This window comes from Devosia sp. (assembly GCF_025809055.1).
Lineage (GTDB): Bacteria > Pseudomonadota > Alphaproteobacteria > Rhizobiales > Devosiaceae > Devosia.
Window position 1 is genome coordinate 2,757,731 of record NZ_CP075529.1, and the last position, 25,422, is coordinate 2,783,152.

Annotated in this window: 23 protein-coding genes; 6 read left to right on the plus strand and 17 right to left on the minus strand. The window is 63.7% G+C overall.

What is annotated here, in order from left to right:
- Positions 1-2 precede the first annotated feature (2 nt).
- The 3 genes from KIT02_RS13535 to KIT02_RS13545 all read right to left on the minus strand — a co-directional run bounded on the left by KIT02_RS13535 (position 3) and on the right by KIT02_RS13545 (position 4,408).
- Positions 3-1,292 carry an ABC transporter substrate-binding protein gene (locus KIT02_RS13535; RefSeq protein ID WP_297578532.1) on the minus strand — a complete coding sequence of 430 codons (1,290 nt, stop codon included), beginning with the start codon at positions 1,290-1,292 and terminating at the stop codon, positions 3-5.
- Positions 1,293-1,745: 453 nt separating this feature from the next.
- A complete protein-coding gene (locus KIT02_RS13540; RefSeq protein WP_297578534.1) occupies positions 1,746-3,047 on the minus strand; it encodes an FAD-binding oxidoreductase in 1,302 nt (433 codons plus the stop codon).
- Positions 3,047-4,408, minus strand: a complete 1,362-nt coding sequence (locus tag KIT02_RS13545) for a glutamine synthetase family protein (protein ID WP_297578536.1) — start codon at positions 4,406-4,408, stop codon at positions 3,047-3,049. Before KIT02_RS13545 ends, KIT02_RS13540 begins: the two co-directional genes overlap by 1 nt.
- A gap of 101 nt (positions 4,409-4,509) precedes the next feature.
- On the opposite strand from KIT02_RS13545, the gene KIT02_RS13550 reads away from it, so the two are divergent.
- Positions 4,510-5,280 (plus strand): gamma-glutamyl-gamma-aminobutyrate hydrolase family protein, encoded by a 771-nt coding sequence (locus KIT02_RS13550; protein ID WP_297578538.1) that lies wholly within the window; start codon positions 4,510-4,512, stop codon positions 5,278-5,280.
- Complete coding sequence (locus KIT02_RS13555; RefSeq protein ID WP_297578540.1) at positions 5,277-6,704, plus strand: aminobutyraldehyde dehydrogenase; 1,428 nt, start codon at positions 5,277-5,279, stop codon at positions 6,702-6,704. Before KIT02_RS13550 ends, KIT02_RS13555 begins: the two co-directional genes overlap by 4 nt.
- 54 nt (positions 6,705-6,758) lie before the next feature.
- Here KIT02_RS13555 and KIT02_RS13560 read toward each other — a convergent pair whose 3' ends face one another.
- Genes KIT02_RS13560 through KIT02_RS13570 form a run of 3 tightly spaced genes read right to left on the minus strand, consistent with a single transcriptional unit; the run spans position 6,759 to position 10,247 of the window.
- On the minus strand, positions 6,759-8,306 hold the full coding sequence (locus KIT02_RS13560; RefSeq protein ID WP_297578542.1) for an extracellular solute-binding protein: 1,548 nt from the start codon (positions 8,304-8,306) through the stop codon (positions 6,759-6,761).
- A gap of 37 nt (positions 8,307-8,343) precedes the next feature.
- Positions 8,344-9,303 (minus strand): carbohydrate ABC transporter permease, encoded by a 960-nt coding sequence (locus tag KIT02_RS13565; protein ID WP_297578545.1) that lies wholly within the window; start codon positions 9,301-9,303, stop codon positions 8,344-8,346.
- Entirely contained in the window at positions 9,300-10,247 is a 948-nt protein-coding gene (locus KIT02_RS13570; RefSeq protein WP_297578546.1) for an ABC transporter permease subunit, read from the minus strand. The genes KIT02_RS13565 and KIT02_RS13570 overlap by 4 nt, the downstream gene beginning before the upstream one ends.
- Before the next feature lie 157 nt (positions 10,248-10,404).
- On the opposite strand from KIT02_RS13570, the gene KIT02_RS13575 reads away from it, so the two are divergent.
- From KIT02_RS13575 to ugpC (KIT02_RS13590), 4 genes are all read left to right on the plus strand, one after another.
- Positions 10,405-11,421 (plus strand): LacI family DNA-binding transcriptional regulator, encoded by a 1,017-nt coding sequence (locus KIT02_RS13575; protein WP_297578548.1) that lies wholly within the window; start codon positions 10,405-10,407, stop codon positions 11,419-11,421.
- Positions 11,422-11,492: 71 nt separating this feature from the next.
- Entirely contained in the window at positions 11,493-12,536 is a 1,044-nt protein-coding gene (locus tag KIT02_RS13580; protein ID WP_297578550.1) for a hydroxyacid dehydrogenase, read from the plus strand.
- Positions 12,533-13,465, plus strand: a complete 933-nt coding sequence (locus KIT02_RS13585; RefSeq protein WP_297578552.1) for an alpha/beta fold hydrolase — start codon at positions 12,533-12,535, stop codon at positions 13,463-13,465. Before KIT02_RS13580 ends, KIT02_RS13585 begins: the two co-directional genes overlap by 4 nt.
- On the plus strand, positions 13,453-14,493 hold the full coding sequence (gene ugpC / locus KIT02_RS13590; protein WP_297578554.1) for a sn-glycerol-3-phosphate ABC transporter ATP-binding protein UgpC: 1,041 nt from the start codon (positions 13,453-13,455) through the stop codon (positions 14,491-14,493). Before KIT02_RS13585 ends, ugpC (KIT02_RS13590) begins: the two co-directional genes overlap by 13 nt.
- Before the next feature lie 16 nt (positions 14,494-14,509).
- Here the strand turns inward: ugpC (KIT02_RS13590) and ugpC (KIT02_RS13595) are convergent, their stop codons facing one another.
- The 11 genes from ugpC (KIT02_RS13595) to KIT02_RS13645 form a co-directional block, all read right to left on the minus strand.
- Positions 14,510-15,508, minus strand: a complete 999-nt coding sequence (gene ugpC / locus KIT02_RS13595; protein WP_297578556.1) for a sn-glycerol-3-phosphate ABC transporter ATP-binding protein UgpC — start codon at positions 15,506-15,508, stop codon at positions 14,510-14,512.
- Between the two features lie 4 nt (positions 15,509-15,512).
- Entirely contained in the window at positions 15,513-15,884 is a 372-nt protein-coding gene (locus tag KIT02_RS13600) for a hypothetical protein (protein ID WP_297578558.1), read from the minus strand.
- Positions 15,826-16,884: a hypothetical protein gene (locus tag KIT02_RS13605; RefSeq protein ID WP_297578560.1), complete on the minus strand. Its 1,059-nt coding sequence runs from the start codon at positions 16,882-16,884 to the stop codon at positions 15,826-15,828. The genes KIT02_RS13600 and KIT02_RS13605 overlap by 59 nt, the downstream gene beginning before the upstream one ends.
- Positions 16,877-18,205, minus strand: a complete 1,329-nt coding sequence (locus KIT02_RS13610; RefSeq protein WP_297578562.1) for a glycoside hydrolase family 32 protein — start codon at positions 18,203-18,205, stop codon at positions 16,877-16,879. The genes KIT02_RS13605 and KIT02_RS13610 overlap by 8 nt, the downstream gene beginning before the upstream one ends.
- Positions 18,206-18,208: 3 nt before the next feature.
- The gene (locus tag KIT02_RS13615) at positions 18,209-19,051 is read right to left on the minus strand and encodes a carbohydrate ABC transporter permease (RefSeq protein ID WP_297578564.1); all 843 of its coding nucleotides are present in this window, start codon (positions 19,049-19,051) and stop codon (positions 18,209-18,211) included.
- On the minus strand, positions 19,048-19,935 hold the full coding sequence (locus KIT02_RS13620; protein WP_297578566.1) for a sugar ABC transporter permease: 888 nt from the start codon (positions 19,933-19,935) through the stop codon (positions 19,048-19,050). Before KIT02_RS13620 ends, KIT02_RS13615 begins: the two co-directional genes overlap by 4 nt.
- Before the next feature lie 71 nt (positions 19,936-20,006).
- Positions 20,007-21,284 carry an extracellular solute-binding protein gene (locus tag KIT02_RS13625; protein ID WP_297578568.1) on the minus strand — a complete coding sequence of 426 codons (1,278 nt, stop codon included), beginning with the start codon at positions 21,282-21,284 and terminating at the stop codon, positions 20,007-20,009.
- Between the two features lie 196 nt (positions 21,285-21,480).
- Entirely contained in the window at positions 21,481-22,476 is a 996-nt protein-coding gene (locus KIT02_RS13630) for a LacI family DNA-binding transcriptional regulator (RefSeq protein ID WP_297578570.1), read from the minus strand.
- Positions 22,477-22,587: 111 nt separating this feature from the next.
- Positions 22,588-23,508 (minus strand): iron-siderophore ABC transporter substrate-binding protein, encoded by a 921-nt coding sequence (locus KIT02_RS13635; protein WP_297578571.1) that lies wholly within the window; start codon positions 23,506-23,508, stop codon positions 22,588-22,590.
- A 51-nt stretch (positions 23,509-23,559) separates the two neighbouring features.
- A complete protein-coding gene (locus tag KIT02_RS13640) occupies positions 23,560-24,468 on the minus strand; it encodes an iron-siderophore ABC transporter substrate-binding protein (RefSeq protein WP_297578573.1) in 909 nt (302 codons plus the stop codon).
- A 21-nt stretch (positions 24,469-24,489) separates the two neighbouring features.
- Complete coding sequence (locus KIT02_RS13645) at positions 24,490-25,398, minus strand: iron-siderophore ABC transporter substrate-binding protein (RefSeq protein ID WP_297578575.1); 909 nt, start codon at positions 25,396-25,398, stop codon at positions 24,490-24,492.
- Positions 25,399-25,422 lie beyond the last annotated feature (24 nt).

Sequence of the window (25,422 nt, forward strand, 5' to 3'; positions counted from 1 at the left end):
CCCTATGCGCGAGCCAGGATGGCGCGGGCCTGATTGAGGAAGTCGCCGGCGACTTCGGGGATCGAGCGCTCGCCCAGAAGCACGGCCACGGCCAGGCGCTCGAAGGTCTGTTCGACCTCGTTCGAGCCGCTCGGCGGCGGTGGCGGCAGGACGGCGGTCTTGCCCTGGATCTTGTCGAAAAATTCGACCGAAAGCGCTTCAACCTCGCTGAGCTTGGGTTGCAGGGCCTCGCGGACATCGCTCTGGCTGGGAATACCGCGTTCGAGGCCAAGCACGCCCGTCATGTCGAGGTCGTTGACGAAGGCGCTCATATAGGTGGTGGCCGCTTCCGGATCGACACTGTCGCGGGTGAGGCAGACGAACTGGCTGGGCTGGACGATGGAGCCCGGCACCATGTCCGGGGTATTCGGATACATGGCTGCGCCGAGCTTGTCTTCCATCAGGCTCTGCACGCCCACCAGCTGGTTGCTCCAGAGATATGTCATCGCCGATTTGCCGGTGACCACGCCCATCTGGCTGAGTTCGGAAACCCCGGCCAGGCCTGCGCTTTCCGGGCCCGGAGGGGTGCCTCCGGCATTGCGGATGCTTTCCCAGGTTGCCCAGTATTCCTCGACGATCTCCTGGGTCGGGCCATAGGAGCCGTCCTCGTTGAACAGCATGGCGCCCTTCTGGCCGACGAAGTCAGAGAAGTTCTGGTAATCGGCGGTATTGTCGTCGGTGCCCGGAACGCCGGTGGCTTCCTTGACGGCGGCGGCAAATGCGCCGAGCTCGTCATAGCTATAGCCATAGGGGTCGAAATCCTCACCCGGCACGATGCCGGCTTCTTCGAACAGGCGGGTGTTGAACATGGCCATGTGGCTGTTGGCGCCGATGGAGAGGGCATAGAACTTGCCATCCACCGTGCCCGCATCGATGGCGCTCTGGTCCATCTTGGAGATATCGAGGCTTTTGCCGACATAGTCATCGAGCGGGACGATGGCCCCGTTGGCGATGTACTCGAACAGCACGCCATAGCCCTGCTGGATCACGTCGGGCATATTGCCGCCGGCGATCTGGGTGGTGAGTTTGGTGAAATAATCGGCAAAACCGAGCGTTTCACCGGTCACGGTGATCTCGGGGTGCTTTGTGTTGAAGATGTCGATGACTTCGAATGTGCGCCGGTCGCGTTCGGGGTTGCCCCACCAGAAATGGCGAATCTGGGCGCCCTGCGCCAGGGCCGGACGGCCGAGCGCCGCCAGCGCCAGCACCGATCCCGAAGCCCCCAGGAATGTTCGTCTCGTCAGTCTGCTCATCTGGTCCTCCCTTGAGCATGCTGCCCCGGTCGGACCGGGGTCTGATTTACGTACCTCTTTTTCGCGTATGGGCGGATGGATGTGCCTCTCCACCAGCCTTCACGCCGGAATGGGCGCCGGCAATGTCGAGCAATTGCGCACACGTCCTCCCGTTTCCCCGCAAGGGGTTCAATCGGCGGTGCTGCTGGGAAGGAAAGTCCCGCCAACCGCGACCGCACGGTTGAGATCATTTTGCGGGCAACTCAGAAGGTCGATACGAGCATCTGTCCGTTGTCAGTCCGGTCAGACAGAAGACGTACCGCGTAGCTCACGCTTGACCACATACCCTGGCTGGACCCCTCGGGTCCATGACGTGTCTCCGGCCGTTCCTGAGAGGTTATCCCCACTCAGACAGGGTTTAATGTGCCCAAACTTCCATACAAGTCAATGGTCATTTGCCGCATCCGGAACGGGTCAGATGCCGAGCCGGTCCTTGAGCGCATACCACCAAGAACCCAGCGTCGAATATTGCGCGCGGAACATGCGTCCGCCGGGAAAGGGTATCCAGGGCAGGCTCGCAAAGGTGTCGAAGCGGGTGACGTCGCCGCGCACCGCTTCCGCGAGGATCCGGCCGAACAGGTGGGACCCGGTGACCCCGTGGCCGGAATAGCCATGCGCGAAATAGACATGCTTTCCGAGCCGGCCGAGCTGCGGCACGCGCGAAAACGACAGCGCGAAATTGCCGCTCCAGGCGAAGTCGATCCGCACATCCTTGAGCTGGGGAAAGACCTTGTCCATGTTCGGGCGGAGCTTGGCCACCACATCGGCCGGGTCGGTGCCGCCATAGACGACGCCGCCGCCAAAGATCAGCCGGTGATCGGCGCTGAGCCGGAAATAGTCGAGGATATAGCGCACATCCTCGACGCATTTGTCAGTGGGCAGCAGGGCCATCGCGCGCTCGGCACCCAGCGGTTCGGTGGCCATCATCTGCGTGGATACCGGCATCACCCGGGCGGTCAACTCGGGCACGACATTGCCCAGATAGGCATTGCCGCAGACCAGGGCCGTCTTGGCCTTCACGTGCCCGGCGGCGGTGTGGACTGTTGCGCCGGCACTGTCCTGCTCGACCCGCGTCACCGGAGACTGCTCAAAGATCGTACCGCCCAGCGATTCAAGCGCTGCCGCTTCGCCCAGGGTCAGGTTGAGCGGGTGCATATGGGCGCCGGAATGGTCGATCATACCCCCTTCATAGACACTCGATCCGATATGGGCGCGGATCTGGCTCTTGTCGAGCAGCTGGTGATCATCCATGCCATGGCGCCGCCACAGGTCCTGCTTGGCCTTGAGCTCTTCCATGTGCTTGGGCGTATAGGCCGCGTAGATGTTGCCACGCTTGAGGTCGCAGTCGATGCCGTAGCGCTCGACCCGGTCATAGATGATGCCGGCGCCTTCCTGGAGCAGCTTGCCGACGAAATCGGCCGTCTGCTGGCCGTAGCGGCGGGTGATGGTGCCCAGGCTCGCATTGAGACCGTTGACCACCTGACCGCCATTGCGGCCCGAGGCGCCCCAGCCGACCTCGGCCGCTTCCACCACAACGACCTTGAACCCGTGTTCGGCCAGGCTAATGGCCGCCGAGAGGCCCGAATAGCCCGCGCCCACCACGCAGATATCGGCCTCGACCGGCCCTTCGAGCACCTTGGGCGTGCGGATGATATTGCGCGAGGCCGCGTAATAGCTCGGCGGATAGGGCGAACTGGCCTGTGGCGTTTCGGACATCAGACAACCTCGAGATAGGCTGAGAATTCGAGATCGGTGACCTGGGAGGCAAAGCCGGCATTTTCCTGGCGCTTGCAGGCCACGAACATCGACTGCAGCGAACTGTCGAAGATGCGGGGCACCATGTCACCATCCTCGAAGGCATTGATGGCCGAGGCCCAGTCGGCCGGCAATTTCGGCAGGCGCTCGGAATAGGCGCGGCCCTTGAAGGGCTTGGGCGGCTTGATCTGGTCTTCGATGCCCACCAGTGCTGCCCCGAGAATGCCGGCCAGCACCAGATAGGGATTGGCATCGGCGCCCGAGACGCGATGCTCGATGCGGCGGGCCTTGGGATTGCCGCCGGGGATGCGCACGGCGGTGGTGCGGTTTTCATAACCCCAGGACACCGCGCTGGGCGCATGGGTATCGGGCCTCAGGCGCCGGTAGGAATTGAAATGCGGCGCGAACAGCAGCGTGGTTTCGGCCATGCCCGCAAGCAGCCCGCCGACGGCGTGATGCATCACTTCCGAACCGCTCTCGGTGCCATCGTCAAAGACATTGTTGCCGGCAATGTCGTTGAGGCTGAAATGCACGTGAAAGCCATTGCCGGAGCGGGCGCCATAGGGCTTGGCCATGAAGGTGGCAACGAGGTTATGCTTGCGCGCCACGCCCTTGACGATGCGCTTGAACAGGACCGCATCGTCGGCCGCCTTGAGCCCGTCGGTATGGAGCAGGTTGATCTCGAACTGGCCGATGCCGTTTTCGGCCACGGCCGTGTCGGCCGGCACGTTCTGCTGCTCGCATTGCAGGTAAACGTCGCGGAAGAATTCGCCGAAATCCTCCAATTCGTCCAGCGACAGGATGGCATCCGAATCCAGCCGCTTGCCGGTATAGGGCGAAATCGGCGGCTGAGCTGAATCGGGATCGGGGTCGACGAGGTAAAATTCGAGTTCGGTGGCAACGACCGGGCTGAGGCCATGTTCGGCATAACGGCGCAGCACATGCGCCAGGGCCTGGCGCGGATCGCCCAGGAACGGGGTGCGCGCATCCTGGAACAGCCAGAGCGGGATCATGGCGCTGGGACGGGTGGTCCAGTTGATGGGCAGGGCGCCCCGGCCGGTCGGGCTGCAGATGCCGTCGACGTCGCCGCTCGAATAGACCAGCGGATTGCCCACGATATCCTCGCCCCACACGTCCACCCCGACGATGGACAGCGGCATGCGGATGCCGCTTTCGGCGACCCGTTTTGCCTGGTCTATCGGAATGCGCTTGCCGCGCATGATGCCGTTGAGATCGCACACTGCGGTGTGCAGGACTTCGATCTGGGGATTGGCCGCAAGCCAGGACACGATGTCTTCGTTTGCGGTGGTCTCGGAACTCATGCCTGTCCGTCGCCCTTTTTGTGTGACATAGCTTCAGCCTAGCAGGTGCAGGCTCGTATCGGGAAGCGGAAGCGGCAACAATGCCAGAAATGAGTGCGCAAATGCTCAAGCATCGTCCTGTGGTCGGCGTTATCGCCTGTGGAAGAATGGTCGAGGGCGAGCCGGCGCAGGCCGTCAAGCACCGCTACCTTGAAGCCATCGAACGCCATGCCGAGGCGGTACCGCTGATCGTGCCCTCCAACCAGGACCCGGCCCATGCCGCCGATATCGTCGCGCGTCTCGATGCGGTGCTGCTGACCGGCAGCAATTCCAATATCGATCCCCGCCATTACGGCTCCACCGCCGGCGGCGCGGCCCCCGTCGATGACGGGCGGGACCTGATGAGCCAGGCCGTGATCCACGCGGCGATCACTGCGGCCAAGCCGCTTTTCGGCATTTGCCGGGGATTGCAGGAGATCAATGTCGCTCTTGGCGGGACGCTGCGCGACCTGCGGGACAGCAAGGAGCACGGTCCCCACCATGCACCGGATGATGCCGGCCTCGAAGCCATGTTCGGCTTTGGCCACACGATCAAGGTGATGGCCAATGGCATTCTCCACCGCTATGCCGGTGCCGACGAACTGGCGGTCAACAGCGTCCATTTCCAGGCCATTGACCGCCTGGCGGAGGGGCTGGTGGTCAATGCGACCGGGCCGGGCAATGTTGTCGAGGCAGTCGCGGCCACCCATACGCCGGCGCCGGTCTTTGCCGTGCAGTGGCATCCCGAATGGCGTCCGGACGGGCGCGACCATGACCTGGCCTATTGGCACTACCTGGGTGAGGCGGCGCGGGCGCGCTACATGCCGGCGCCCGGTTCGGAGACGACACAATGACTGAATTTTCCACCAGCCTCTTCATCGACGGCGCCTTCACAGCCGGCCATGGTCAGCCGGAAACCGCCTTCGAGCCCGCGCTTGGCAAACCGCTGGCGGACGTCGCTTCGGCCAGCCTCGATCAGGTGGATCGCGCCGTTCATGCGGCGCACAGGGCCTATAAGGATTGGTCCCGGCGCAGCCCCCGCGAGCGCAGCGCGGCGCTGCTCGCCATTGCCGACGCCATCGAAGCCCGTGCTGAAACGCTGGCCGTGATCGAGTCGCGTAATGCCGGCAAGCCTTTGCGTTTCGTCAAAGGCGGCGAACTGGCCAATGTGGCCGATGTGTTCCGCTTTTTCGGAACGGCAGTGCGCAATATGCCGGCCCCGGCGGCGGGTGGCTATCGCAGCGCCGAGCGCACCAGCCTGGTGCGCCGCGACCCCATCGGGGTCATCGCCCAGATCGCGCCCTGGAACTACCCCCTGCTGATGGCGGCCTGGAAGATTGCGCCGGCCATCGCCGCGGGCAATGCGGTGGTGATCAAGCCATCGGAAATGACACCGCTGAGCCTTCTGGCGCTGAGCGAAATCTTTGCCGAAATCCTGCCCGCAGGGGTGGTCAATGTGGTGACCGGCAATGGCCCGGACATTGGCCATGCCCTCATTTCGCATGACCTCGTCCGCATGATCTCTCTGACCGGCGATGTGCGCACCGGCCGGGCGGTACTGCAGGCAGCCGCAGGCCCGATGATCAAGCGCACTCATCTCGAGCTCGGCGGCAAGGCGCCGGTCATCGTCTGCGAAGATGCCGATCTCGACAAGCTCGTGGACACGCTGCGCGAAGCCAGCTTCTACAATGCCGGGCAGGATTGCACCGCCGCCTGCCGCATCTTTGCGCATGAGAGCGTGGTCCAGCCTTTGACCGACCGGCTGGAAACCATGCTGGGTTCGCTGGTCTATGGCCGGCCCGAGCGTGACGATGTCGAGTTCGGACCGGTGATCAGCGCGCGCCAGCTGGAGCGGGTCGATGGCTTCGTGTCCCGGGCCAGGAAAGAGGGCTTCGATGTCATGCAGGGCAAGGCGCTGGACGAGGACGGCTTCTTCATGACGCCGACGCTGGTCGCGGCACCTATCGAGGCCGAAATCGTGCAGAAGGAAGTGTTTGGTCCCGTGGTCAGCATCACGCCCTTTGCCGACAATCAGACGGCGCTCGAATGGGCAAATGCATCTGAGTATGGGCTGGGATCTTCGGTCTGGTCGCAAAAGACCGACACTGCGATGACAATTGCCAATGCGCTCGAATACGGCGTCACCTGGATCAATACCCATGGCGTCATGGCGACGGAAATGCCCCATGGGGGCATGAAGAATTCAGGCTATGGTTCCGATCTCTCCATGCAGTCGCTGATCGACTACACCCAGATCCGCCATCTGATGCTGGGCTGAACCGACCGGGAAACCCCACCCGGGCATGAGCCCGGGTGAGGATGTGTGGTGCGATCAGGCCCGGGCAGCGAGATAGGCGTTGGCCTGCTTCTCCATTTCGCCTTGCAACACGTCGAGACCGGCGGCATCAGCCGCACTCTTGAGCTTGTCGAGCTGCGCGTCGACATCGGCAACGCCGTAAAACAGCGGGTTGGCGTGCTGGATGATGACATTGTTCATCGCCGCAGCCGCCTCGCGCACCGGCGTCACGTCGGGAATGAAGGATGCGAACGTGTCCGCGGTGAAGTTGTCGTAGTTCTGGGCCCAGTCGAAAATGGTCTTCTCGGATTCGGTCATGAAGGATGACCGGCGTTCGAGCCCCGAGCGCCAGAGCAGCGCATAGCCCGGGAAGGCATATTGGCTGAGTTGCTTGATGCCATCATCGCCGGCGGCCTCCCAGTCCGTACCCTCGATGCCATATTCGATGAGGTCGTGGTTTTCCTTGACCGAGAGCCAGTCCTGCAGGGCCAGGGCCCGGTCGACATCGCCGCCATTGGCATTGACCACGACCATGTTGTCGGCCTGGAAGGTCTGCACCGGCTTGACGGCGGTGAGCGGCTTGCCGAAGGGCATGACCTGCCCAAGGCGCGCCTCGGGAACATTGCGCTGCAGCGCGGCCAGCTGGTTGCTGGAACTGCCATCGGTCATGGCCCAGTTGGAGGCAAAGCGCCCGGTCTGGAACTGGCTGTCGATGGTGGCGCGGTCCACGTTCATGCCATCGGCATTGACGATGCCGTCATTGTAGTACTGGCGGATCTTGCGCAGCGCGGCGATGACACCCTCGTCGTCCCAGAACGGGATGGGACCGGACGAGCCGGTCTCTGCCGCATCCTTGGCGAAGAGGAAGCGCAGGCCCGAGCCGGCGAACAGATACTGCATCGTATAGGGGTTCTCCCAGGAGTGCTGGTTGAACATGGCCGTCGGCGTGGGCACTGCGTAGATCCAGTGCGAATTGGAGACCAGCGAGTAGGGCGTGACGCCGTCTTCCTTCTCCTTGATCGTATAGAAGAAGCGCTCGAGCGTGTCGTAGTCAGTGATCTCGCCGAAGCCGTGCTTTTCAGCCAGATCCTGGCGGACGGTGAAATGTTGCACGCGGGCGGCGCTATTGACCTGCGGGATGCCCCAGAGCTTGCCGTTCCAGGTATTCGCCTCGATCAGCTTGGGGGCAATCTGCGCCTTGAGATTGGGCCACTTGTCGATCTGGCCGGTGAGATCGGCCAGGGCGCCATCCTGCTGCAACTGGGCCATGTTGAGCCAGAGGGCCTGCAATGCGGTGTCGAACTGCGCGCCGGCGGTGAACTTGAGCAGGGCCTGCTGGCCATAGCTGCCCCAGTTGATGAACTCGGCATTGAGCGTGAAGCCGTGTTCGGCCTGCAGCGCGGCATTGGCTTTTTCCAGCACGGCGGCCCAATTGGTCGGTGCCTGTGACGGCAGGACGGCGGTGGATGCGCCCGACAGGCTCTGTGCCATGGCGCGCGACATGCCTCCCGACATGGCGGCGCCGATGCCGGCAGCGCCGCTCAGAGCCAGGAAGTGACGGCGGTTCATACGAAAAGTACCCAATTCTGTTTCCTCCTCAGGCGGCTTTGATCTGGGGCCGCTATCCCTTTGTGGCGCCAAGGGTGATGCCCTTGACGAAGAAGCGCTGTGCGAACGGATAGGCGAACAGGATCGGCGCGATGGTCAGCACCGTCATGGCGAAGCGCAGCTGATAGACCGGCGCGGATGCCTGCGCCGCTGTTGCGCCCGGCAGGGCGGCGGCGTTGGTCACATTGGCAATCAGGTTCTGCAGGATGAGCTGGAGCGGATATCGGCTCGGGTCGGACAGGAACAGCAATGGCATGAACCATTCGTTCCAGTAGGTGACCGCGTAGAAGAGCCCCAGCACCGCCAGGATGGGCTTGGACAGGGGCAGCACGATCTGGAAGAAGATGCGCAATTCGCCGGCTCCGTCGATGCGGGCGGCATCGATGACCTCTTCGGGCAGGGCGCGGAAAAAGCTCACGGCAACGAGGACCAGGAACGGCGCCATCATGATGGGGAGAATGACCGCGAACCAGCTATTGGTGAGGCTCAGCACCTGAGTGACCAGCAGGTAGAGCGGCACGAGCCCGCCATGGAAGAGCATGGGGATATAGGAAAAAATCGTGAGCGGCCGGCTGACCAGGGGCAGGCGCCTGGCGATGACCCAGGCGAGCGAGGCCGTGCAGTAGATGGACAGGGCCGTCCCCACAACGGTGATGAACAGGGAGGCCGCATAGCCGCCGAACAGCGATTGCCCGCTGAACAGCAGCTCGTAGGCGCGCAGCGAAAAGGGGTGCGGGAACAGGCTATATCCGGTGCGGGCCAGCGCCGATTCATCGGTCAGCGACCCGGCGATGATCATCCAGAGCGGGATCAGGCAGAACAGCCCGAACAGGCTCACCCCGACATAGCTGACCACGGTGAAGGGCTCGAGCCGGCCCCGCAGGGACCGCCGCCGCCGGGCGGTGCGCTGGCCCGGGCCGGCGATGCTGCCGGCCGGGGAAGTCAGTTCTGGGGCGAGTTCGGACGTGCTCATAGGATGGCGCTCTCTTTCTGGAAGCGGCGCTGCACGAGCACGGCTGCGGTGACGAAGACGAACCCCACGACCGACTGGAACAGCCCGATCGCTGCGGTCGTGCCGAAATTGCCGATGGTCCGGAGGGAGCGGAACACATAGGTGTCGATGACGTCGGTGGTGGGGAACAGAATCCCATTGTCCTGGACGATGGCGTAGATCGTGGCGAAGTCGCCGAAGAAGATCCGGCCCACGCCCAGGACAACCAGGATCCCCATTGTGGGAAGCAGCAATGGGGTGGTGATCGACAGGGCCATGCGCGCGCGGCTGGCCCCGTCGATGGCTGCCGCCTCATAGACCTCTTCGGAGATAGAGGTGATGGCGGCAAGGAATATGACCGAGGTATAGCCGCCCAACTGCCAGACCTTGACCAGGGTCAGAATCCAGGGCCATGCGCCGGGCGTGGTGTACCAGGCCAATTGGGGGAGATCGAAAACGTTGAGCATGTCGTTGACGATGCCGCCGCGCCCTCCGACGCCGGACAGGATCGCCTGCAGCATGAGGCTGATGACGATGGGCGAGACGAAATAGGGAAAGAAGATCGAAGACTGCATGAAGCGGCGATAGAACTGGCCGCGGATCTCGTTGAGCATGAGCGCGAGCACCAGGCCCGCCAGCAGGGAGGCTGTGAGAAAGAGCGCGTTGAGGACCAGAGTATTGGTGACGATCGTCCAGGCGTCGCCGCTCGACAGGAAATAGCGGAAATTGGCAAAGCCATTCCACGGGCTGCCGAAGATGCCCTGGCGGATATTGAAATCCTTGAAGGCGACGACCAGCCCCACCATCGGGCCATAGGCAAAGACCGTAAACCACACGATGCCCGGGGCCGCGAGCAGCAGCAGGGCCAGGCTGTCACGCTTGGAAATACGCCTCCGGCGGCGTCTGTCTTGAGCGGCATGTTCCACGACGCCCTCCTCCGGTGCTTTCGTGTAACTAGTTTCACGTGACGCTAGATCACACGTCGACACAAGTCAAGCGAGGCTGTAGATGTCAGGAATGAGCAGTGATGAGCCCCGCACAAAACCGCCGCGCGGTACCCGTGGACCGGATCGGGTAACCCCCGTGAACCTGCGGGATGTCGCCGCCCATGCGCGGGTTTCGGTGGCGACGGCGTCCCGCGTTTTCTCTGACAATCCCAATGTGAACGCCGAGAGCCGGGAGCGCGTGCTCGCTTCGGCCCAGGAGCTGGGATATGTGGTCAATGGCCTGGCGCGCGCCATGATGGGGCGGGGCAGGCAGTCGATCGCCTTTGTCGTTCGGGCCATGATCGGGCCGACCTTTGCGGCGTTGGCAGCCGGTGTCGAAAGCGTCGCCGGCAAGAACGGACACATGGTGCTGATGTCCGCGACCGAGGGTGACGCGCAGCGCGAGCACGATCTCATCCATACCCTGAGAGAATTGCGCGTCCGCTCGGTTCTGCTGGTCGGATCGACGGAAAGCGACGCCTCGTTCGATCAGCGCGCCATGGGCTATGCGCGCGACCTGGCGCAGGTGAAGGCCTCGCTCATCCTGTGCGGCCGCCCGCCCATTGCGGCCTTTCCCGAACTGGTCAGCGTGAACTACGACCATTCGGGCGGTGTCGCTGCGGGGGTGGATGAACTGGTGCGTCTCGGCCATACCCGCATCGCCTATATCGGGGAGGGCCGTGGCATGACGACGGCTGAATTGCGCCTCGGAGGATACGAAGCCGCGCTTGCCCGGCACGGCATCCCGCTCGATCCGCAACTGGTGCGGCTGGCTGCCAACAGTGAAGCCGCCGGCGCCCAGGCCGCAACCGAGTTGCTGCAATCGGGCATTGCCGTTACCGCCATCGTGACCATGACCGACAATATCGCCATCGGGGCCTATCGCGCCGCGCGGAGCCTGGGTGTCAGCCTGCCGGATCAATTGTCCATCATCGGCTTCGACGATGCGCCGGTGGTGGCTGATCTGACCCCGGCACTGACCACCGTGCATCCGCCGTTTTTCGAGCTGGGTGTCCGCGCCGCCGAAATAGCCCTGGATCTGGCACCGGCGGCCCATGTCCTGCTGCCAACCACCTTCATGAAGCGCGGGTCAGCGGTCGAACCAAACGCCTAGGGCTTGCCAAGATCGATTTGTGTAACTAGTTTCACAACTATCGATCACCCCTGCAGTCGGGCAAAGCGTTCATGAATATCCAGGCTCGTTCCGCCTCGTCCCAGAGGCCAGATGCCGGCAAGGCAGAGCCCGCTGTCCACTTCGTGGTGGTGATGGACCCCATCCATGTTGCCGACATGCTCTATGGCCCCGGTCTCGGGGCCCTGCTGGCCACCGGTGCCGTGGCGCTGCATCCGACCGCCTTTGCCGATCTGGACTCGGAGCCGGCCCGCAGGGCCCTGGCCGCAGCGGATGTTCTGATCACCGGCTGGGGTGCACCGCACATCACCGCCGAACAGCTCGCAGCGGCACCGCGCCTAAAATACCTGCTGCATGCGGGCGGGCAGGCCGGCCATGTTTTGCCGGCCGAACTCGGTCGCGACCTGCAATTGTCCAATGCGGGCTGGATCAACGCCATCCCGGTGGCCGAATTCACCTTCGCCATGATCATACTGGCCAACAAGCAGGCTTTCAGGACCCGCAATCTCTACCGGCAACGGCGCGGTTTCGTGAACCGCGAGCTCGAATTTCCGAAGGCGGGAAACCGCGACAAGGTCATCGGCATTGTCGGGGCGTCGCGGATCGGGCGCATTGTCATGGAGCGGCTGGGGGACATCGAGGTGTCGATCAAGCTGTATGACCCCCATGTCTCATCCGCCGAGGCCGCGCGCCTGGGTGCTGAACTGGTGTCGCTCGATACGCTCATGGCCAGTAGCGACATTGTCAGCCTGCACCCGCCCCTCAATGAGACGACACAGGGCATGATCGGCGCCGGCCAGCTGGCGCTCATGCGCGACGGCGCCACCCTGATCAATACTGCCCGAGGCCTGATCGTGGATCAGGACGCGCTGGTAGCCGAACTGGCAAGGGGACGCATCGAGGCCATTCTCGACGTGACGCATCCCGAGGTCCTGCCGAAGGACCATCCCCTCTATGACATGCCCAATGTCTTTCTCACTCCGCATATTTCGGGCTCGATGGGACCGGAAATTTCGCGCATGGGTGCCCATGTCGCGAGCGAATTGAGCCGCATCGTCAATGGCCAGCCGCTGGCCTTTCCCGAGACGGCACCGTGACCGGGCTGCACACATGCTGGCTGAGGGCCTCGGGCCGCCCACGCGGCACCCTGATTGCGCTGCCGGGCCTGGCCGAATCGAGCGAGGCCATGCTGCCGACCCTGCGCCACTGGTCTGGTCGCGGCTTTGACGTGCTCGGCATCGATCCGCGCGGGCACGCAACCTCGCCGCGCTGGACCCCGGACCTGCTGTCTCGCCATGCCGGTGACGTGATCGTCGAGGACATCCTGGCTACGCTCGATGATGTCCTGGTCGCCCGCAGCGCGCCGCTGGTGCTGTTCGGGCACTCGGCCGGGGGCGCTGCAGCCGCCGCGGTGGCGGCCCGGCTGGTAACCCGCGTCGACGCCGTTCTGCTCGAGGATCCCTTCTGGCGGCTTCCGGTGACCCAGTTCCAGGATCAGCCGGTTGCCGCAGGGGCGGAAGCCGGGCTCAGGCGCATGCGGGACATGAAGCCGGCCGACCGGATCAAAGAAATTCAGGCACTCTTCCCCCTGTGGCCGGAAGACGAATTGCAGGCCTGGGCCAAGACACGGGACGACACCGACCTGTCGCTGGTCGCCGATGGCCATGTCATCCCATCGCGCGGCTGGACCACGCTGGTTGCGGACCTGACGCGGGCCGGGGTTCCGGTCCTCGTCGTCACCGGCACGATACGCACGGGAATGACGGCCAATCACCGCGCCATCCTGCGCGCGCTGGGCGCCGACGTGCATGTGGTGCGCGGTGCCACCCATTTTATCCGGCGCGATGCGCGCCCGCTCTTTCACGCCATCGCCGATGCCTTTTTCGACCGCCACGTCCCGGCCGATCCCGCTTCACCCGGCGCCGTCAGCATGACGGCCGCGTCCGAAATGCCAAAATCACCAGCTGCTTCGCCCGTGACGCCGCGCGCGCTGCTGCCCCCGGGAGGATATTCATGGCCGAAGTAAAGATAGACGCCGTCGGCAAGCACTATGGCACGGTCGAAGTGCTCAAGTCCGTCTCCGTCGACGTGCGGGACGGCGAATTTCTGGTCCTTGTCGGCCCCTCGGGCTGCGGAAAATCTACCCTGCTGCGCATGATTGCGGGGCTCGAGGATATCTCCTCGGGCGAAATGTGGATCGGCGATCGCATGGTGACCGATCTGCCTGCCAAAGAACGCGATATCGCCATGGTGTTCCAATCCTACGCGCTTTATCCGCACATGACCGTGGCCAACAATATGAGCTTCGCGCTCAAGCTCAAGGGCGCCAGCAAGCAGGAAATTGCCGCCAAGGTCGCCGATTCTGCCCGGATCCTCGGCCTTGAAAACCTGCTCGACCGCTATCCGCGCCAGCTCTCCGGCGGGCAGCGCCAGCGTGTCGCCATGGGTCGGGCCATCGTGCGCAATCCGCAGGTTTTCCTGTTCGACGAGCCGTTGTCGAACCTGGATGCGAAGCTGCGCGTCGTCATGCGCTCGGAGATCAAGGAACTCCATCAGCGTCTGGGCACGACGACCGTCTATGTGACCCACGACCAGGTCGAGGCCATGACCCTGGCCGACCGGATCGTGGTCATGCGCGATGGCCGGATCGAACAGATCGGCACCCCGCTCGAACTCTATGACCAGCCGGCCAACCGGTTTGTCGCAGGGTTCATCGGTTCCCCGGCCATGAATTTCCTTGAAGGCGCCAGCGCAGATGGGGGCTTTGTGCTGAACCAGGGGCCGGTGCTTGAAACGCTGCGGCCGCCGGCCGGCGCGACGACCTGCGGTATCCGTCCCGAGCATTTCGAGCGCACGGCCGATGGTCTCGACTGCGAAGTGGCGGTGGTGGAGCCGACCGGATCGGAGACTCTGGTCATCGCCAGAACGCGCGGGCAGCAGATCACCGCGGTCTTCAAGGATCGGCTCGACGTGCGGCCGGGCGATCGCATCGGCCTGCGCCCCGACCCGGCCAAGCTGCACTTCTTCGATGCCGAGGGCAGGCGGATGGACTAAGGTCCGCGCCGGCCGGTCAGGTGTCCAGCCGGCGTCCATCCTTGAAGCGGTGCAGATTATCCGGGCCATAGCCGACCGTGATGGCCTGCCCGGCCTGCACATCCGCATCGCCATCGGTCTTGATGGTCAGCGCGCCAACAGCGTCGGCATCGGCATAGATCAGCGTTTCGCCGCCCAGATGCTCGACATGCCGGACCGTGGCATCCCAGCCGCCCGCGTCCACCAAGCGCAGATGCTCGGGGCGCAATCCGATGAGATCGGCGCCCAGCTTGCCGGCTTCTGTCCCGCTGATGAAATTCATCCTGGGAGAACCGATGAAGCCGGCGACGAACGGAGTGGCAGGACGGCGGTAGAGGTCCATGGGAGCGCCGGCCTGTTCGATATGGCCATCCTTGAGCACCACGATGCGGTCCGCCATGGTCATGGCCTCGACCTGGTCGTGGGTCACATAGACCATGGTGGCGCCGATGCGGCTGTGAAGCTCGGCCAGTTCGACGCGCATCTGGGCGCGCAGCGCGGCATCGAGATTGGACAGCGGCTCGTCGAACAGGAAGACCTTGGGCTTGCGGACAATGGCGCGGCCGATGGCCACGCGCTGACGCTGGCCGCCGGACAATTGCCTTGGCTTGCGATCGAGCAACTGGGTCAACTGCAGCGTTGCGGCGGCCTCTGACACGCGCCGGGCGATCTCGGCCTTTGGCAGGCCGGAGAGCTTGAGCCCGAAGCCGATATTGTCGGCGACGCTCATATGCGGATAGAGGGCATAGGACTGGAACACCATGGCGATGCCCCGCTGCGACGGATCCCGCGTGGTGACGTCATCGCCCCCGATCCGGATGGTGCCAGCGGTCACCTCCTCGAGTCCGGCGATCATGCGCAGCAAGGTGGATTTGCCGCAGCCGGAGGGGCCGACCAGCACGGTGAACGAGCCGTCCGGAATGGTCAGGTCAATCCCGGGAATGACCTCGACCGCGCCAAAGCGCTTGCTCACCGAAGAAAAGACGACATCACTCATGGGGCTACTCCTCGGCCTGATCGATGCTGCGGAAGGCAACGGTGCCCGACAGGGCCCGGAAACCCGTATCGGCAACCATTGAAAGCGTCGCGCCACCGACGCGGTAATAGCGGAAGCTCAGGGCGCGAAAATCGTTGATATAGGCGACGCCCAGCCCAAGTTCGGGGTCAATGACCAGATCGATGGTGTAACTGCCGTCGACGCTGGGCGGAAAGGCCACGTGGGGCGCGTCGCTGGTCTCGCCATTGTACTGGAAGCTCGCCGAACCAAGTGCAGTATCGACGGAGATCTGGCTGAGACGGCCGGAATTGGCCGCCTTAAAGACAATGCCAAACCGGCTTCCCGGCTCCACCGAAAGGTCGGCGCGGACGCGCATGGCGGTTTCCGGATGCCCGATTTCTGCCTGATCGGGGGACAGCGTTGCGCCGGTAATGTCGAACTGGGTGGCGAGGCCCTCCGGAAGGCTGACCGCAAGCGCCGTCTGCGGTTCGCCGCAGGCCGTGAACCACAAGGTCGCCGCCCCATACCAGGCTCATGGCATCCTTGCGCAAGCTCTTGTGGGCCACCCAGCCGAACAGCAGGCGCTGCTCGCCCGCGCCCGCCGACTTTCCGGCGTAGAACGCCCGGCCATCGAGCGCATCATAGGGCCCATAGGCATAGGGTCCGCCGCTCTGGGCTGCCGTCAGATAGCGGACCTGACGGGCTTCCTCGCGCTGATCCGAATAGAGAAGAAACCAGTAATCACCCTCGGAAAACAGGTCCGGCACTTCGAGATTGAGAGGGGAAGCCTCAACGTAGAGCGGATCGGCGGGCGTCCAGACGCCGAGATCGTCCGACGTGTAGAGGCCGATGGCCGCGTCGCCCGCCTGGCGCGTCGTGAGCAGCATCCACCATGCCGCTTCGTCTTCGTTCCAGAACACATAGGGGTCGCGGAAGTCCCATTCGTCATAGGTGGGAAGGCCGGCGAAAGTCGCCGCGGGCACCTTTGTCCAAGGGCCGCCGAGCGCGGGCGCGCGCGCTTCCATGGTGACTTCCTTCGGACGGGCCTCCGGATTGTGACCCGTGTAGTAGAGCCGGTATCCGCCCGCCGGATCGGCAATGACGCTGCCGCTGCCGGTCCAGTAGTCGGGCGTGCCGGCATCTCCGGCGGGGATGGCTTCCTGGGGCGCTGACCACTGCGCAAGGCTCGAGGTCTGACTGACCCACCAGGGATGCCGGCCGCTATTGCGCAGATAGAAAACCGAATAGACCCCGTCCTCATAGTATGGATTGGGGTCGCCGACCCCCACCGTTTCTCCGGCAAAATAGAGCGGTGCGGACAGGGCCGGCGCAGAAAGCCCTGCGCAGAGGATCGGGAGCATGAGCCATCTAGGCATCGGCGCCCTCCCGGACTGTCAGCTCCATGTCCGCCTCCGGATGGGTCGGGAAGAACAGGTTGGTGATCCATACGAGGCCATGGCCGGCACTCAATTCCACCAGCCCCCGATCGACATGGAGGCTGACATCGAGGGCGCCGGTCGCGGGCCAGCCGATATCGATCGCATAGTCATGCTCAAAGCCATCCATGCCGGGCCGGGATGCGCGAATGGTCCTGATGCTCGCCCTGCCCGCGGAATGGCGCGCGATGACGAAATGGGGCCGCTCCTCGCCGAAGAGGGTGAGCTGCAAGGCCTCGCCAGGACGCAGATCGACCGCCATGTTCCGATGCCAGACACCGTCCTGCGGCGTGGAAAAGGCCGCCTCAAGCACGCCGGACGGAACGCTCGCCGCAACCCGCAGGCCCGCGTCTGTCTCGACCAGCCGGAGCTGGCGCGGCAGGCTCATTACGCCGCGAAACGCCTCGGTGTCGGTTTGATGGGCGTAGAGCCAGTTGCTGGCCCAGGCGATGGCCGTCGGCGCCCATGTGCCGCCACGTTCGAAAAAGGTCTGGGCAGCATAGTAGTCCCGCCCATAGTCGAGCCAGAGCTCGGTTGCCGGTGGATTGGCATTGCGGAAGGTGGTGCCATCGAACTGGCCGACGAAATATTGCGTGCCCGAGCCCGGTGCATAGCCACCGGGATTGAGGCCCACGATCAGCACCCAGAACGTTTCCCCACCAGGCGCCTGCAAAGGCACGAGGTCTGGGCATTCCCAGGGGCCGGGGCTGTGACGTCCGTGCTGCTCCCCAAAGCTCGACAGGTGCCTCCAGGTGCGGCGGTCGTCCGAGCCATAAAAGCCCACGCGCTGCCCCTCGGTGACGAGCATGATCCAGCGCCTGGTCGGCGCATGCCAGATGACCTTGGGATCGCGAAAGGCCGTGTAGCCGGGATTGGGCAGCACCGGATTGGTTGGGTCGGGGGTGAATACATCGAGGCCCCGGTCGGCATGGACCAGGCATTGCACCTGATGGTCCTCACCGGCTTCGGTGCGGCTGTGCGCGGTGTAGAAGAGCTCGATGCCGCCCGCGTCCGTTTCGAGGGCGCTACCGGAAAAGCAGGTACCCAGCTTGTCCGGATAGAGGGCGGTCGGCGCCTCGCTCCAATGCACCAGATCGGTGCTGGTGGCGTGGCCCCAATGCATCGGGCCATGGCGGGTGCTGTCAGGGTCGTGCTGGAAGAACAGGTGCCAGATGCCGTCGACACGCACCATGCCATTGGGGTCGTTCATCCAGCCACGGCGCGGCGAGAAATGCACTTGGGGTCGAAATTTTTCAGACATGGGTTAGCCTTTGACCCCCGACGACATCACCGAGGCGATGAACTGGCGCTGGAGGATGAGGAAGAAGAGGACAACCGGGACGGCCATGGACACGGCGAAGGCCATGATATTGCCCCAGGCGGCCTGGTTGGTGCCGAAATAGGCCGACATGGCCACCGATAGCGGCCGGAATTCGGGGCCGCGCGTCACCATGACCGGCCACAGATAGGCATTCCAGATTTCGAGGAACTGCAGCACCGCGATCGCCGAAATCACCGGTTTCGACAGCGGCATGGCAACGTGGCGGTAGATCTGGAAGAAGGAGAAGCCATCGATGCGGGCCGCCTCGATCAGCTCCTTGGGAAGGCGCGCAAAGAACTGGTAGAACAGGAAGATCGACATTGCATTGGCAACGCCGGGAACGATCTGCACCTGATAGGTGTCGACCTGTCCGAGCCAGCCAGCCATCATCAATTGCGGCAGGACCAGGCTTTCGCCCGGCACGGCCAGGGTGGCGAGGATCAGGATCATCACCGGCTTGCGGATCGGCAGCGTACCCTGCGCCAGAACGAAAGCCGCCATGGAATTGAAGAGGATCGACAGCAGCAGGGTCGAGAAGGTGATGAAGGCGGTATTGGCCAGATAGCGCCCGAAGGGATGCACCGGGTCGGTCCAGACCTCGATGTAGTTTTGCAGGCTGATGGCGTGAGGAATGAACGAGCGGACCGAGCCCATGGACACCATGATGTCCTGCTCGTTGGGGTTGAGGCTGATGGTGACCATCATCAGCAGCGGCAAGAGGACGCCAAGGGCCAGGACCAGGGCGAAGAGCGCGGGCAGGATGGCGTCGCGGGGAATGCGCATCATGCCTCTCCCTCGTTCTTGAGCACGCGGCGCTGCAACAGCGCTATGGCGGTGACAGCCAGGAAGAAAAAGACGGCGACCGCCGAGGCGTAGCCGATCTTCTGGGTCGCATAGCCCTGTTTGAACAGATAGTGGATGATGGTCGTGGTCGCCCCGTTCGGACCGCCCTTGGTCAGGATGTCCACCTGGGTGAAGAGCTTGAGCGCGCCAACCGTGGTGATGATGAGGAGGAAGATGTTGACGTTCCTCAGGCCCGGCCAGGTGATGTAGCGAAAGCGCTGCCAGCTCTTGGCCCCATCGAGGCGTGCGGCCTCGTAGAGATCCTGGGGAATGTCCTGAAGGCCGGCGAGGTAGATCAGCATCTGGTATGGGAAGGTCGCCCAGGCCGACAGCGCCACGATGGCCAGCATGGCCGTCGATGGATTGCCCAGGAAGTCGACATAGTTTCCGCTACCGGCAAACCACTGATAGATCGCGTTGAATGGTCCCGACGGAATGCGGAACAGCACCGCCCAGATCGAGACGATGACGGTCATCGGCAGCAGCAGCGGCAGGATGGCCACCGAGCGGAAGAAGCCGCGGAACGGGATGGCCGAATTGAGCACCAGCGCCGCACCCAGCGACATGGCCAGCTGCACCGGCGTGACGATCAATGCAAACAGCACCGTATTGCCGATGGCCTGCCAGAACAGGGGGTCGGCAAACATGCGCTCATAATTGGTGGTGCCGATGATCTTGGTCGGGATGGGCCGCGGCACGAGCCGCTGGTCGGTAAACGAGAACCAGACCGAGAGCAGGAATGGCACGACGATGAGAGCGGTGATGAAGATCAGAGCGGGCAGCAGCATTGCCAGTTCCTGGCCCTGCCCCTTGGTCCTGATGCGCATGAAAGTTCCTCCGGCCGTGCCGGTCTTGACGTGAAACGGGCGCGCCGCGAGGCGCCGCGCCCGCAAGTGGCCTATTGCCCGAAGGGCGGGTAGCCGTCGCTATCGGCGATATCCTGGTCAATGGTCTGTGCGGCACGATCGAGTTCGGCCTTCACATCGACATCGCCCGACAGCACGTTGACGACAGCCGTCGCCCAGGCATTGGTGATCACCGGATAGGCGGGGTGCACCGGCCGCACCACCGAACAGCAGGCGGCCAGATGGGCGAAGATTTCGCCGGCACCGCCTGCGCCATAGGTCTCGGACATGGGAATGGCCGAGGTGCGGGACGGCACATAGCCGGTGGTGTCTGCATAGGCGGCGACCTGGTCGCTCGACATGGCGAAGTTGAGGAAGGTCTTGATATCCTCAAGATTGGTCGAAGCCGTGGGCACGGCCCAGCCCCAGCCGCCATTGGCGGAAATGGGTCCGGCATCGCCGAAGGCCGGGGGCGGGATCAGCACGAGATCGTCGCCCAGGCCTTCGCGGTGCGCAGGCCACATCCAGTTGCCGACCCAGGAGAGCGCCGCGGTCTTTTCGCCATAGAACTTGTTGTCGCCGGCGCTGGCCGGAACGATGTAGCCGGCCTTGTTCCAGTCCTGGAAGGTGGTCAGCGTGTTCACATTGGCGGCGGAATTGATGGTGCCTTCGGCCGTCCAGGTCTGCCGGTCGATGATGTCGCCGCCATTGGACTGGGCAAAGGGAGAGAAACCATAGGTCATCCACTCCCCGGCGCCATAGTTCATCTTGACGTCCAGGGGCCATTCGACCTGGGGCAGGGCAGCCAGCTTTTTCAGTGCTTCGGCCATTTCATCGCGCGTCCAGGCGTCGTCGACCGAGGTCGGGATGCGCACGCCGGCCTCTTCGAGCATGGCCCGATTGCCCCACAGGATGGTGCCGGAATCGTAGGGGCTGACGAAATAGACTTCGCCCGTCGGACCATAAGTGCCCTGGGCGAGCACGGCAGGCAGCAGATCGTTGAGGATTGCCGGGTCCAGCATGGCGCCGATCGGCTGGATGGTGCCGGTCCAGGCCATGGAGGCCATGTTGGGACCATCGACCATGATCACGTCGGGCAGGTCACCCGACAGGGTCGCGGCCTGGATGGCTTCGTTGTAGCTGGGGATCGGCACGACATCGACGGTGACGCCGCCTGCGCCGAACTCGGCATTGAAGCTTTCTTCGAGCTGGGTGAAATACGGCTTCTCGCTGTCGCCATCGATCACCCATGCGGTGAGCTGGCCAGCAAGGGCATGTGAGGACATCGCACAGGCGGCCAGCGCCACCCCTGCGTAAAGGGCATGCTTCATTCTTGTCTCCTCCAAGAGTGGCGTCGCCACGTTATGACAACGTGAGACAATTGCTAGATCGAATTGTCTCACGTTGTCAACCTGTCGCCTTCAGGGTTGGGTCGGATATGCCGAGTTTGGTGCTTCCACTGTCCTGGGCCGACGCGTCCGGCCCCGGACGCAGAGCGGGCTTCAAATCCGGAAAGCGGCGCGTGAATTAGAGGGAATCGCGGTCGATAAACGTGCCCTTGAGGCGCAGCACCTGGCCATCTTCTGGCCCGTCAATCGCCAGGGTCATGGCGGCCCGCCCCATGTCATAATAGGGCAGATCCATGGTGGAGAGCCCTGGCTGGAGCAGCCCGGCGACGGGGTTGAAATTGTCAAAGCTGGCCACTGCGATATCGCGGCCGACTTTCAGCCCCAGTTCGGCCAGCTCGAAATAGACATTCATGGCCATGATGTCCTGGCCGCACAGGACCAGATCGGGCCGGTGTCCGCCAGCCATGACTGCCGACAGGATTTGGCGCGTCGCGAATTCGGTAGGGGCCCCGGCGGGCGAGATCACTGCCGTGTGCATCTGGCCGGCTGCATCATGGCCCGCCGCCCGGGCCGCATTGACGAACCCTTCCCCGCGGAGGCGACTGGCCACGATGTCCTTGCCCAGGTTGAGAAAAACCGGCCGCTTATAGCCACGTTCATAGATGATGCGGGTCAATTCGAAGGCGAGTTGATAATCGTCGGGCACAACCGCCGCGTGGCGCCCGCGCCGGTCGAAGCAGTTGAGCAGGACGTGCGGCACGCCGGTGGTGGCGATATCCACCTCCTGGTGGAAGATGGTGGCATAGATGATCGCTTCGGCACGAAAGGCGGCCAACTGGCTATCGGCCATGTCGGCGCTTTGCGTGCCCCGCTCGATATTGAACAGCATCATCTGCTTGCCGCGTTCCCAGGCCACGTCCTGCGCCCCCCGCACCAAATCGATGGAGGAGGTCGTCGTTGCCACCCCATCGGCCAGGAAGCCGATGACATTGCTGCGCTGCGACCGCATCATGCGGGCAGCCTGGGACGGTTCGTAGCCGATCTCGGCGATGATGGCCTCGATACGGGCGCGGGTCTGGGCGTTCACCAGCGGATCGCGATTGATGACGCGCGAGACGGTCTTGAGCGAGGTTTTGGCGCGCCGCGCGATTTCACGCTGGGTGGTCAAGGGCATTGGCTTTCGTCAGACAATGCCGGATAGGTGCCACAGCGATCTCGTGCAGATCAACAGCAAACCGGCCACGCAGGAGCGCGGCCGGGCAAGTTGCGGGTCGACTGGCAGCGACTAGCGGGTGCTCTCGAGGCCGTAGATGGCCTCGATATCATCGAGCATCAGGTGGGCCGCATAGATGCCGCCGGCACTGTTCCAGATGATTTCGCTGACGCGCTGGGCCTTGCCGGCCTTGACCCCATCGAGATTGATCCAGAGCGGATCGTTCAGCCAGTCGTTCAGATTGGCGGTCGACTCGTCGCTGTTGAGGTCATTGGAGAAGTAGAAGATGCGATCCCCGTCCATGTCGGGAATGCGCTCCTTGGTCACTTCCTCGGCAAATTCGTCCTTGTCCTGGGCCGGCGGACGGGCAAAACCGATCTGGTCGAGGATCAGGCCACCGAAATTGCTCTTGTAGTAGATGCGCGTGCGATTGGGCGAGAACCGGACGAAGGACAGTTCTTCGTTGACGGCTTCTCCCAGGGCATCGTGGATGGCGCTGGTGCGTGCGGCCAGCGTGGCAATGGCGGCTTCGCCCTCGGCTGGCTTGCCGATGACATCGGCGTAGAACTTGAGATTGTCCTGCCAGGTCCCGCCAATGGTTTCCGACATCACCGTCGGCGCAATGGCGGACAGTTGGGGATAGATCGCTTCCTGCCGGACCTTGGTGCCCAGGATCAGGTCCGGTTCGAGTGTCGCCAGGATCTCCAGGTTCACGGCCAGTTCGGTGCCCAGCGCAACCGTGTCGGCCAGGGGTGCCGCGATATGATCATACCACGGGTCGCCGTCCCAGCTCTGCACGGCACCCACCGGGGTGACGCCAAGATAGAGCAGGGCCTCGGTGCCCTCATTGGTCAGCATGACAATGCGCTGCGGATTGTCCGGCACATCGGTGACACCCATGGCATGGGTCACTTCGCGGGCGCTGAGCGGGGCGGCCAGGGCAAAGGCCGCGGCGATGACAAGGAAGCCGGCGGCGGCTTGGTGCTTGAGCATTTTCTCGTTCCAGAATGGTGGACGGACCGGCCCGGCGGCCGGCCGCAGTGACTAGCGGGTGCTGTCGAGCCCGTAGATGGTCTCGATATCGTCGAGCATCAGATTGGCGGCGATATAGCCGCCGGCCGTGTTCCAGATGGCATCGGAGACTTCGTGGACCTTGCCGGCCTTGACCACTGCCAGGTTCTGCCAGAGCGGGTCCGCCAGCCAGTCGCTTGCCACCGCGTCGGCCTCGCCATTGCCGGTTTCATAGGTGAAATAGATCAGCCGGTCGCCTTCGAATTCGGGAATGCGTTCCTTGGTGATTTCCTCGGCAAACTCGTCCTTGTCCTGAGCGGCAGGACGATGGAAGCCGAGCTGGGAGAGGATGAGGCCGGAAAAGCTGTCCTTGAACATGATCCGGGTCTGGGCGGCCATGAACCGCGCAATGGAGATTTCCTCTTCCAGCGATGCGCCGAGGGCAGAGCTGAGCGCACCGACCCGCACGTCAAAGGCATCGAGAGCGGCCTTGCCCTCTTCGCCCTTGCCGGCCGCGTCCGTATAAAGCGCCATGTTGACCTTCCAGTCACCGCGCAGCCTTTCGGAAATCACCGTCGGGGCAATGGCGGACAGCTGTTCATAGATGGCTTCGTGACGCTGCTTGGTGCCAAGGATCAGGTCCGGTTCCAGCGACACCAGGACTTCCAGATTGACCGCGGATTCTTCGCCGAGAACGGTGACGTCGGCCATGTCGGCGGCAATGTGGTCGTACCAGGGGTTGCCCAGCCAGGACTTGACGGCGCCCACCGGGGTGATCCCGACGGCGAGCAGAGCTTCGGTGCCCTCATTGGTCAACACCACGATGCGCTGCGGATTGTCGGGAACGTCGGAGACGCCCAGGGCATGGGTGATCTCGCGGGCCATGGCGGTGCCCGAAAGCAGCATGGCAAGGGTTGTGACGGCAATGATCTGACGGATCATGGAAGAGTCCTCTGATTGCGGTTAGCGGGTGGAGGCCAGCCCATAGGCAGCCTCGATATCGTCGAGCAGGATATTGGCGGCGAATATGCCCCCCGCCGCGACCCAGATGGCGTCATCAACGCGCTGGGCACTACCGGCCTTGACGGCATCGAGGCCGAGCCACAGCGGATCCTGCAGCCAGTCGCTGAGGTTGGCTTCGGCTTCGGCATCGTTGGGATCGGGGGAGAAATAGAAGATACGGTCCGCAGCCAGCTCAGGAATGCGCTCGCGGGTCAGGTCCTCGGCGAATTCCTGCCGGTCCTGCGTTGCCGGGCGCGCCAGGCCGACGGCATCAATGACGACCCCGGGGAAGGAATCCTTGAAATACATGCGTGTCCGTGCCGGCGAAATCCGCACCAGGGAAACCGTATCGCTGGCCTTCTCGCCCAGCGCCGTGCGGATGGCGGCAGCGCGGGTATCAAAGGCAGCGATGACTGCCTCCCCGGCTTCGGCCTGGCCGACGGCACCGGCATAGACTGCGAGATTTTCCTGCCAGACGGCGCCCAGGGTTTCGGTGAGCACGGTCGGTGCAATGGCCGAGAGCTGCTCATAGATTTTCTCCTGGCGCACCTTGCTCCCCAGGATCAGATCCGGCTCCAGCGTGGCGATGAGCTCGAGATTGGGGTCGCCCTCCGTGCCCAAAAGGGTGACCTCACCCATCTGGGGCATCAGGTAATCGTACCAGGGATTGCCCTTCCAGCTTTCAACCGCGCCGACCGGGACGACACCCACGGCCAGCAAAGCCTCGGTCCCTTCATTGGTGAGCACGACGATCCTTTGCGGATTGTCCGGCACATCGGTGACCCCCATGGCGTGGGTGATCTCGTGGGCGGCAGCTGCGCCCGAAACCAGGGTTGCGACGGCAGCGGCGGCGATGACGGTCCGGATCACGGGTGGCTCCTGATGTACTTTTCG

What these genes read in the sequence shown, in the direction of transcription:
- KIT02_RS13640 (WP_297578573.1), bottom strand. Translation starts at nt 24,468, where the DNA reads ATGATCCGTCAGATCATTGCCGTCACAACCCTTGCCATGCTGCTTTCG.
- KIT02_RS13550 (WP_297578538.1), top strand. Translation starts at nt 4,510, where the DNA reads ATGCTCAAGCATCGTCCTGTGGTCGGCGTTATCGCCTGTGGAAGAATG.
- KIT02_RS13625 (WP_297578568.1), bottom strand. Translation starts at nt 21,284, where the DNA reads ATGAAGCATGCCCTTTACGCAGGGGTGGCGCTGGCCGCCTGTGCGATG.
- ugpC (WP_297578556.1), bottom strand. Translation starts at nt 15,508, where the DNA reads ATGAGTGATGTCGTCTTTTCTTCGGTGAGCAAGCGCTTTGGCGCGGTC.
- KIT02_RS13555 (WP_297578540.1), top strand. Translation starts at nt 5,277, where the DNA reads ATGACTGAATTTTCCACCAGCCTCTTCATCGACGGCGCCTTCACAGCC.
- KIT02_RS13535 (WP_297578532.1), bottom strand. Translation starts at nt 1,292, where the DNA reads ATGAGCAGACTGACGAGACGAACATTCCTGGGGGCTTCGGGATCGGTG.
- KIT02_RS13600 (WP_297578558.1), bottom strand. Translation starts at nt 15,884, where the DNA reads ATGCGCGTCCGCGCCGACCTTTCGGTGGAGCCGGGAAGCCGGTTTGGC.
- KIT02_RS13565 (WP_297578545.1), bottom strand. Translation starts at nt 9,303, where the DNA reads ATGAGCACGTCCGAACTCGCCCCAGAACTGACTTCCCCGGCCGGCAGC.
- KIT02_RS13615 (WP_297578564.1), bottom strand. Translation starts at nt 19,051, where the DNA reads ATGATGCGCATTCCCCGCGACGCCATCCTGCCCGCGCTCTTCGCCCTG.
- ugpC (WP_297578554.1), top strand. Translation starts at nt 13,453, where the DNA reads ATGGCCGAAGTAAAGATAGACGCCGTCGGCAAGCACTATGGCACGGTC.
- KIT02_RS13580 (WP_297578550.1), top strand. Translation starts at nt 11,493, where the DNA reads ATGAATATCCAGGCTCGTTCCGCCTCGTCCCAGAGGCCAGATGCCGGC.
- KIT02_RS13605 (WP_297578560.1), bottom strand. Translation starts at nt 16,884, where the DNA reads ATGCCTAGATGGCTCATGCTCCCGATCCTCTGCGCAGGGCTTTCTGCG.
- KIT02_RS13540 (WP_297578534.1), bottom strand. Translation starts at nt 3,047, where the DNA reads ATGTCCGAAACGCCACAGGCCAGTTCGCCCTATCCGCCGAGCTATTAC.
- KIT02_RS13620 (WP_297578566.1), bottom strand. Translation starts at nt 19,935, where the DNA reads ATGCGCATCAGGACCAAGGGGCAGGGCCAGGAACTGGCAATGCTGCTG.
- KIT02_RS13635 (WP_297578571.1), bottom strand. Translation starts at nt 23,508, where the DNA reads ATGCTCAAGCACCAAGCCGCCGCCGGCTTCCTTGTCATCGCCGCGGCC.
- KIT02_RS13610 (WP_297578562.1), bottom strand. Translation starts at nt 18,205, where the DNA reads ATGTCTGAAAAATTTCGACCCCAAGTGCATTTCTCGCCGCGCCGTGGC.
- KIT02_RS13545 (WP_297578536.1), bottom strand. Translation starts at nt 4,408, where the DNA reads ATGAGTTCCGAGACCACCGCAAACGAAGACATCGTGTCCTGGCTTGCG.
- KIT02_RS13630 (WP_297578570.1), bottom strand. Translation starts at nt 22,476, where the DNA reads ATGCCCTTGACCACCCAGCGTGAAATCGCGCGGCGCGCCAAAACCTCG.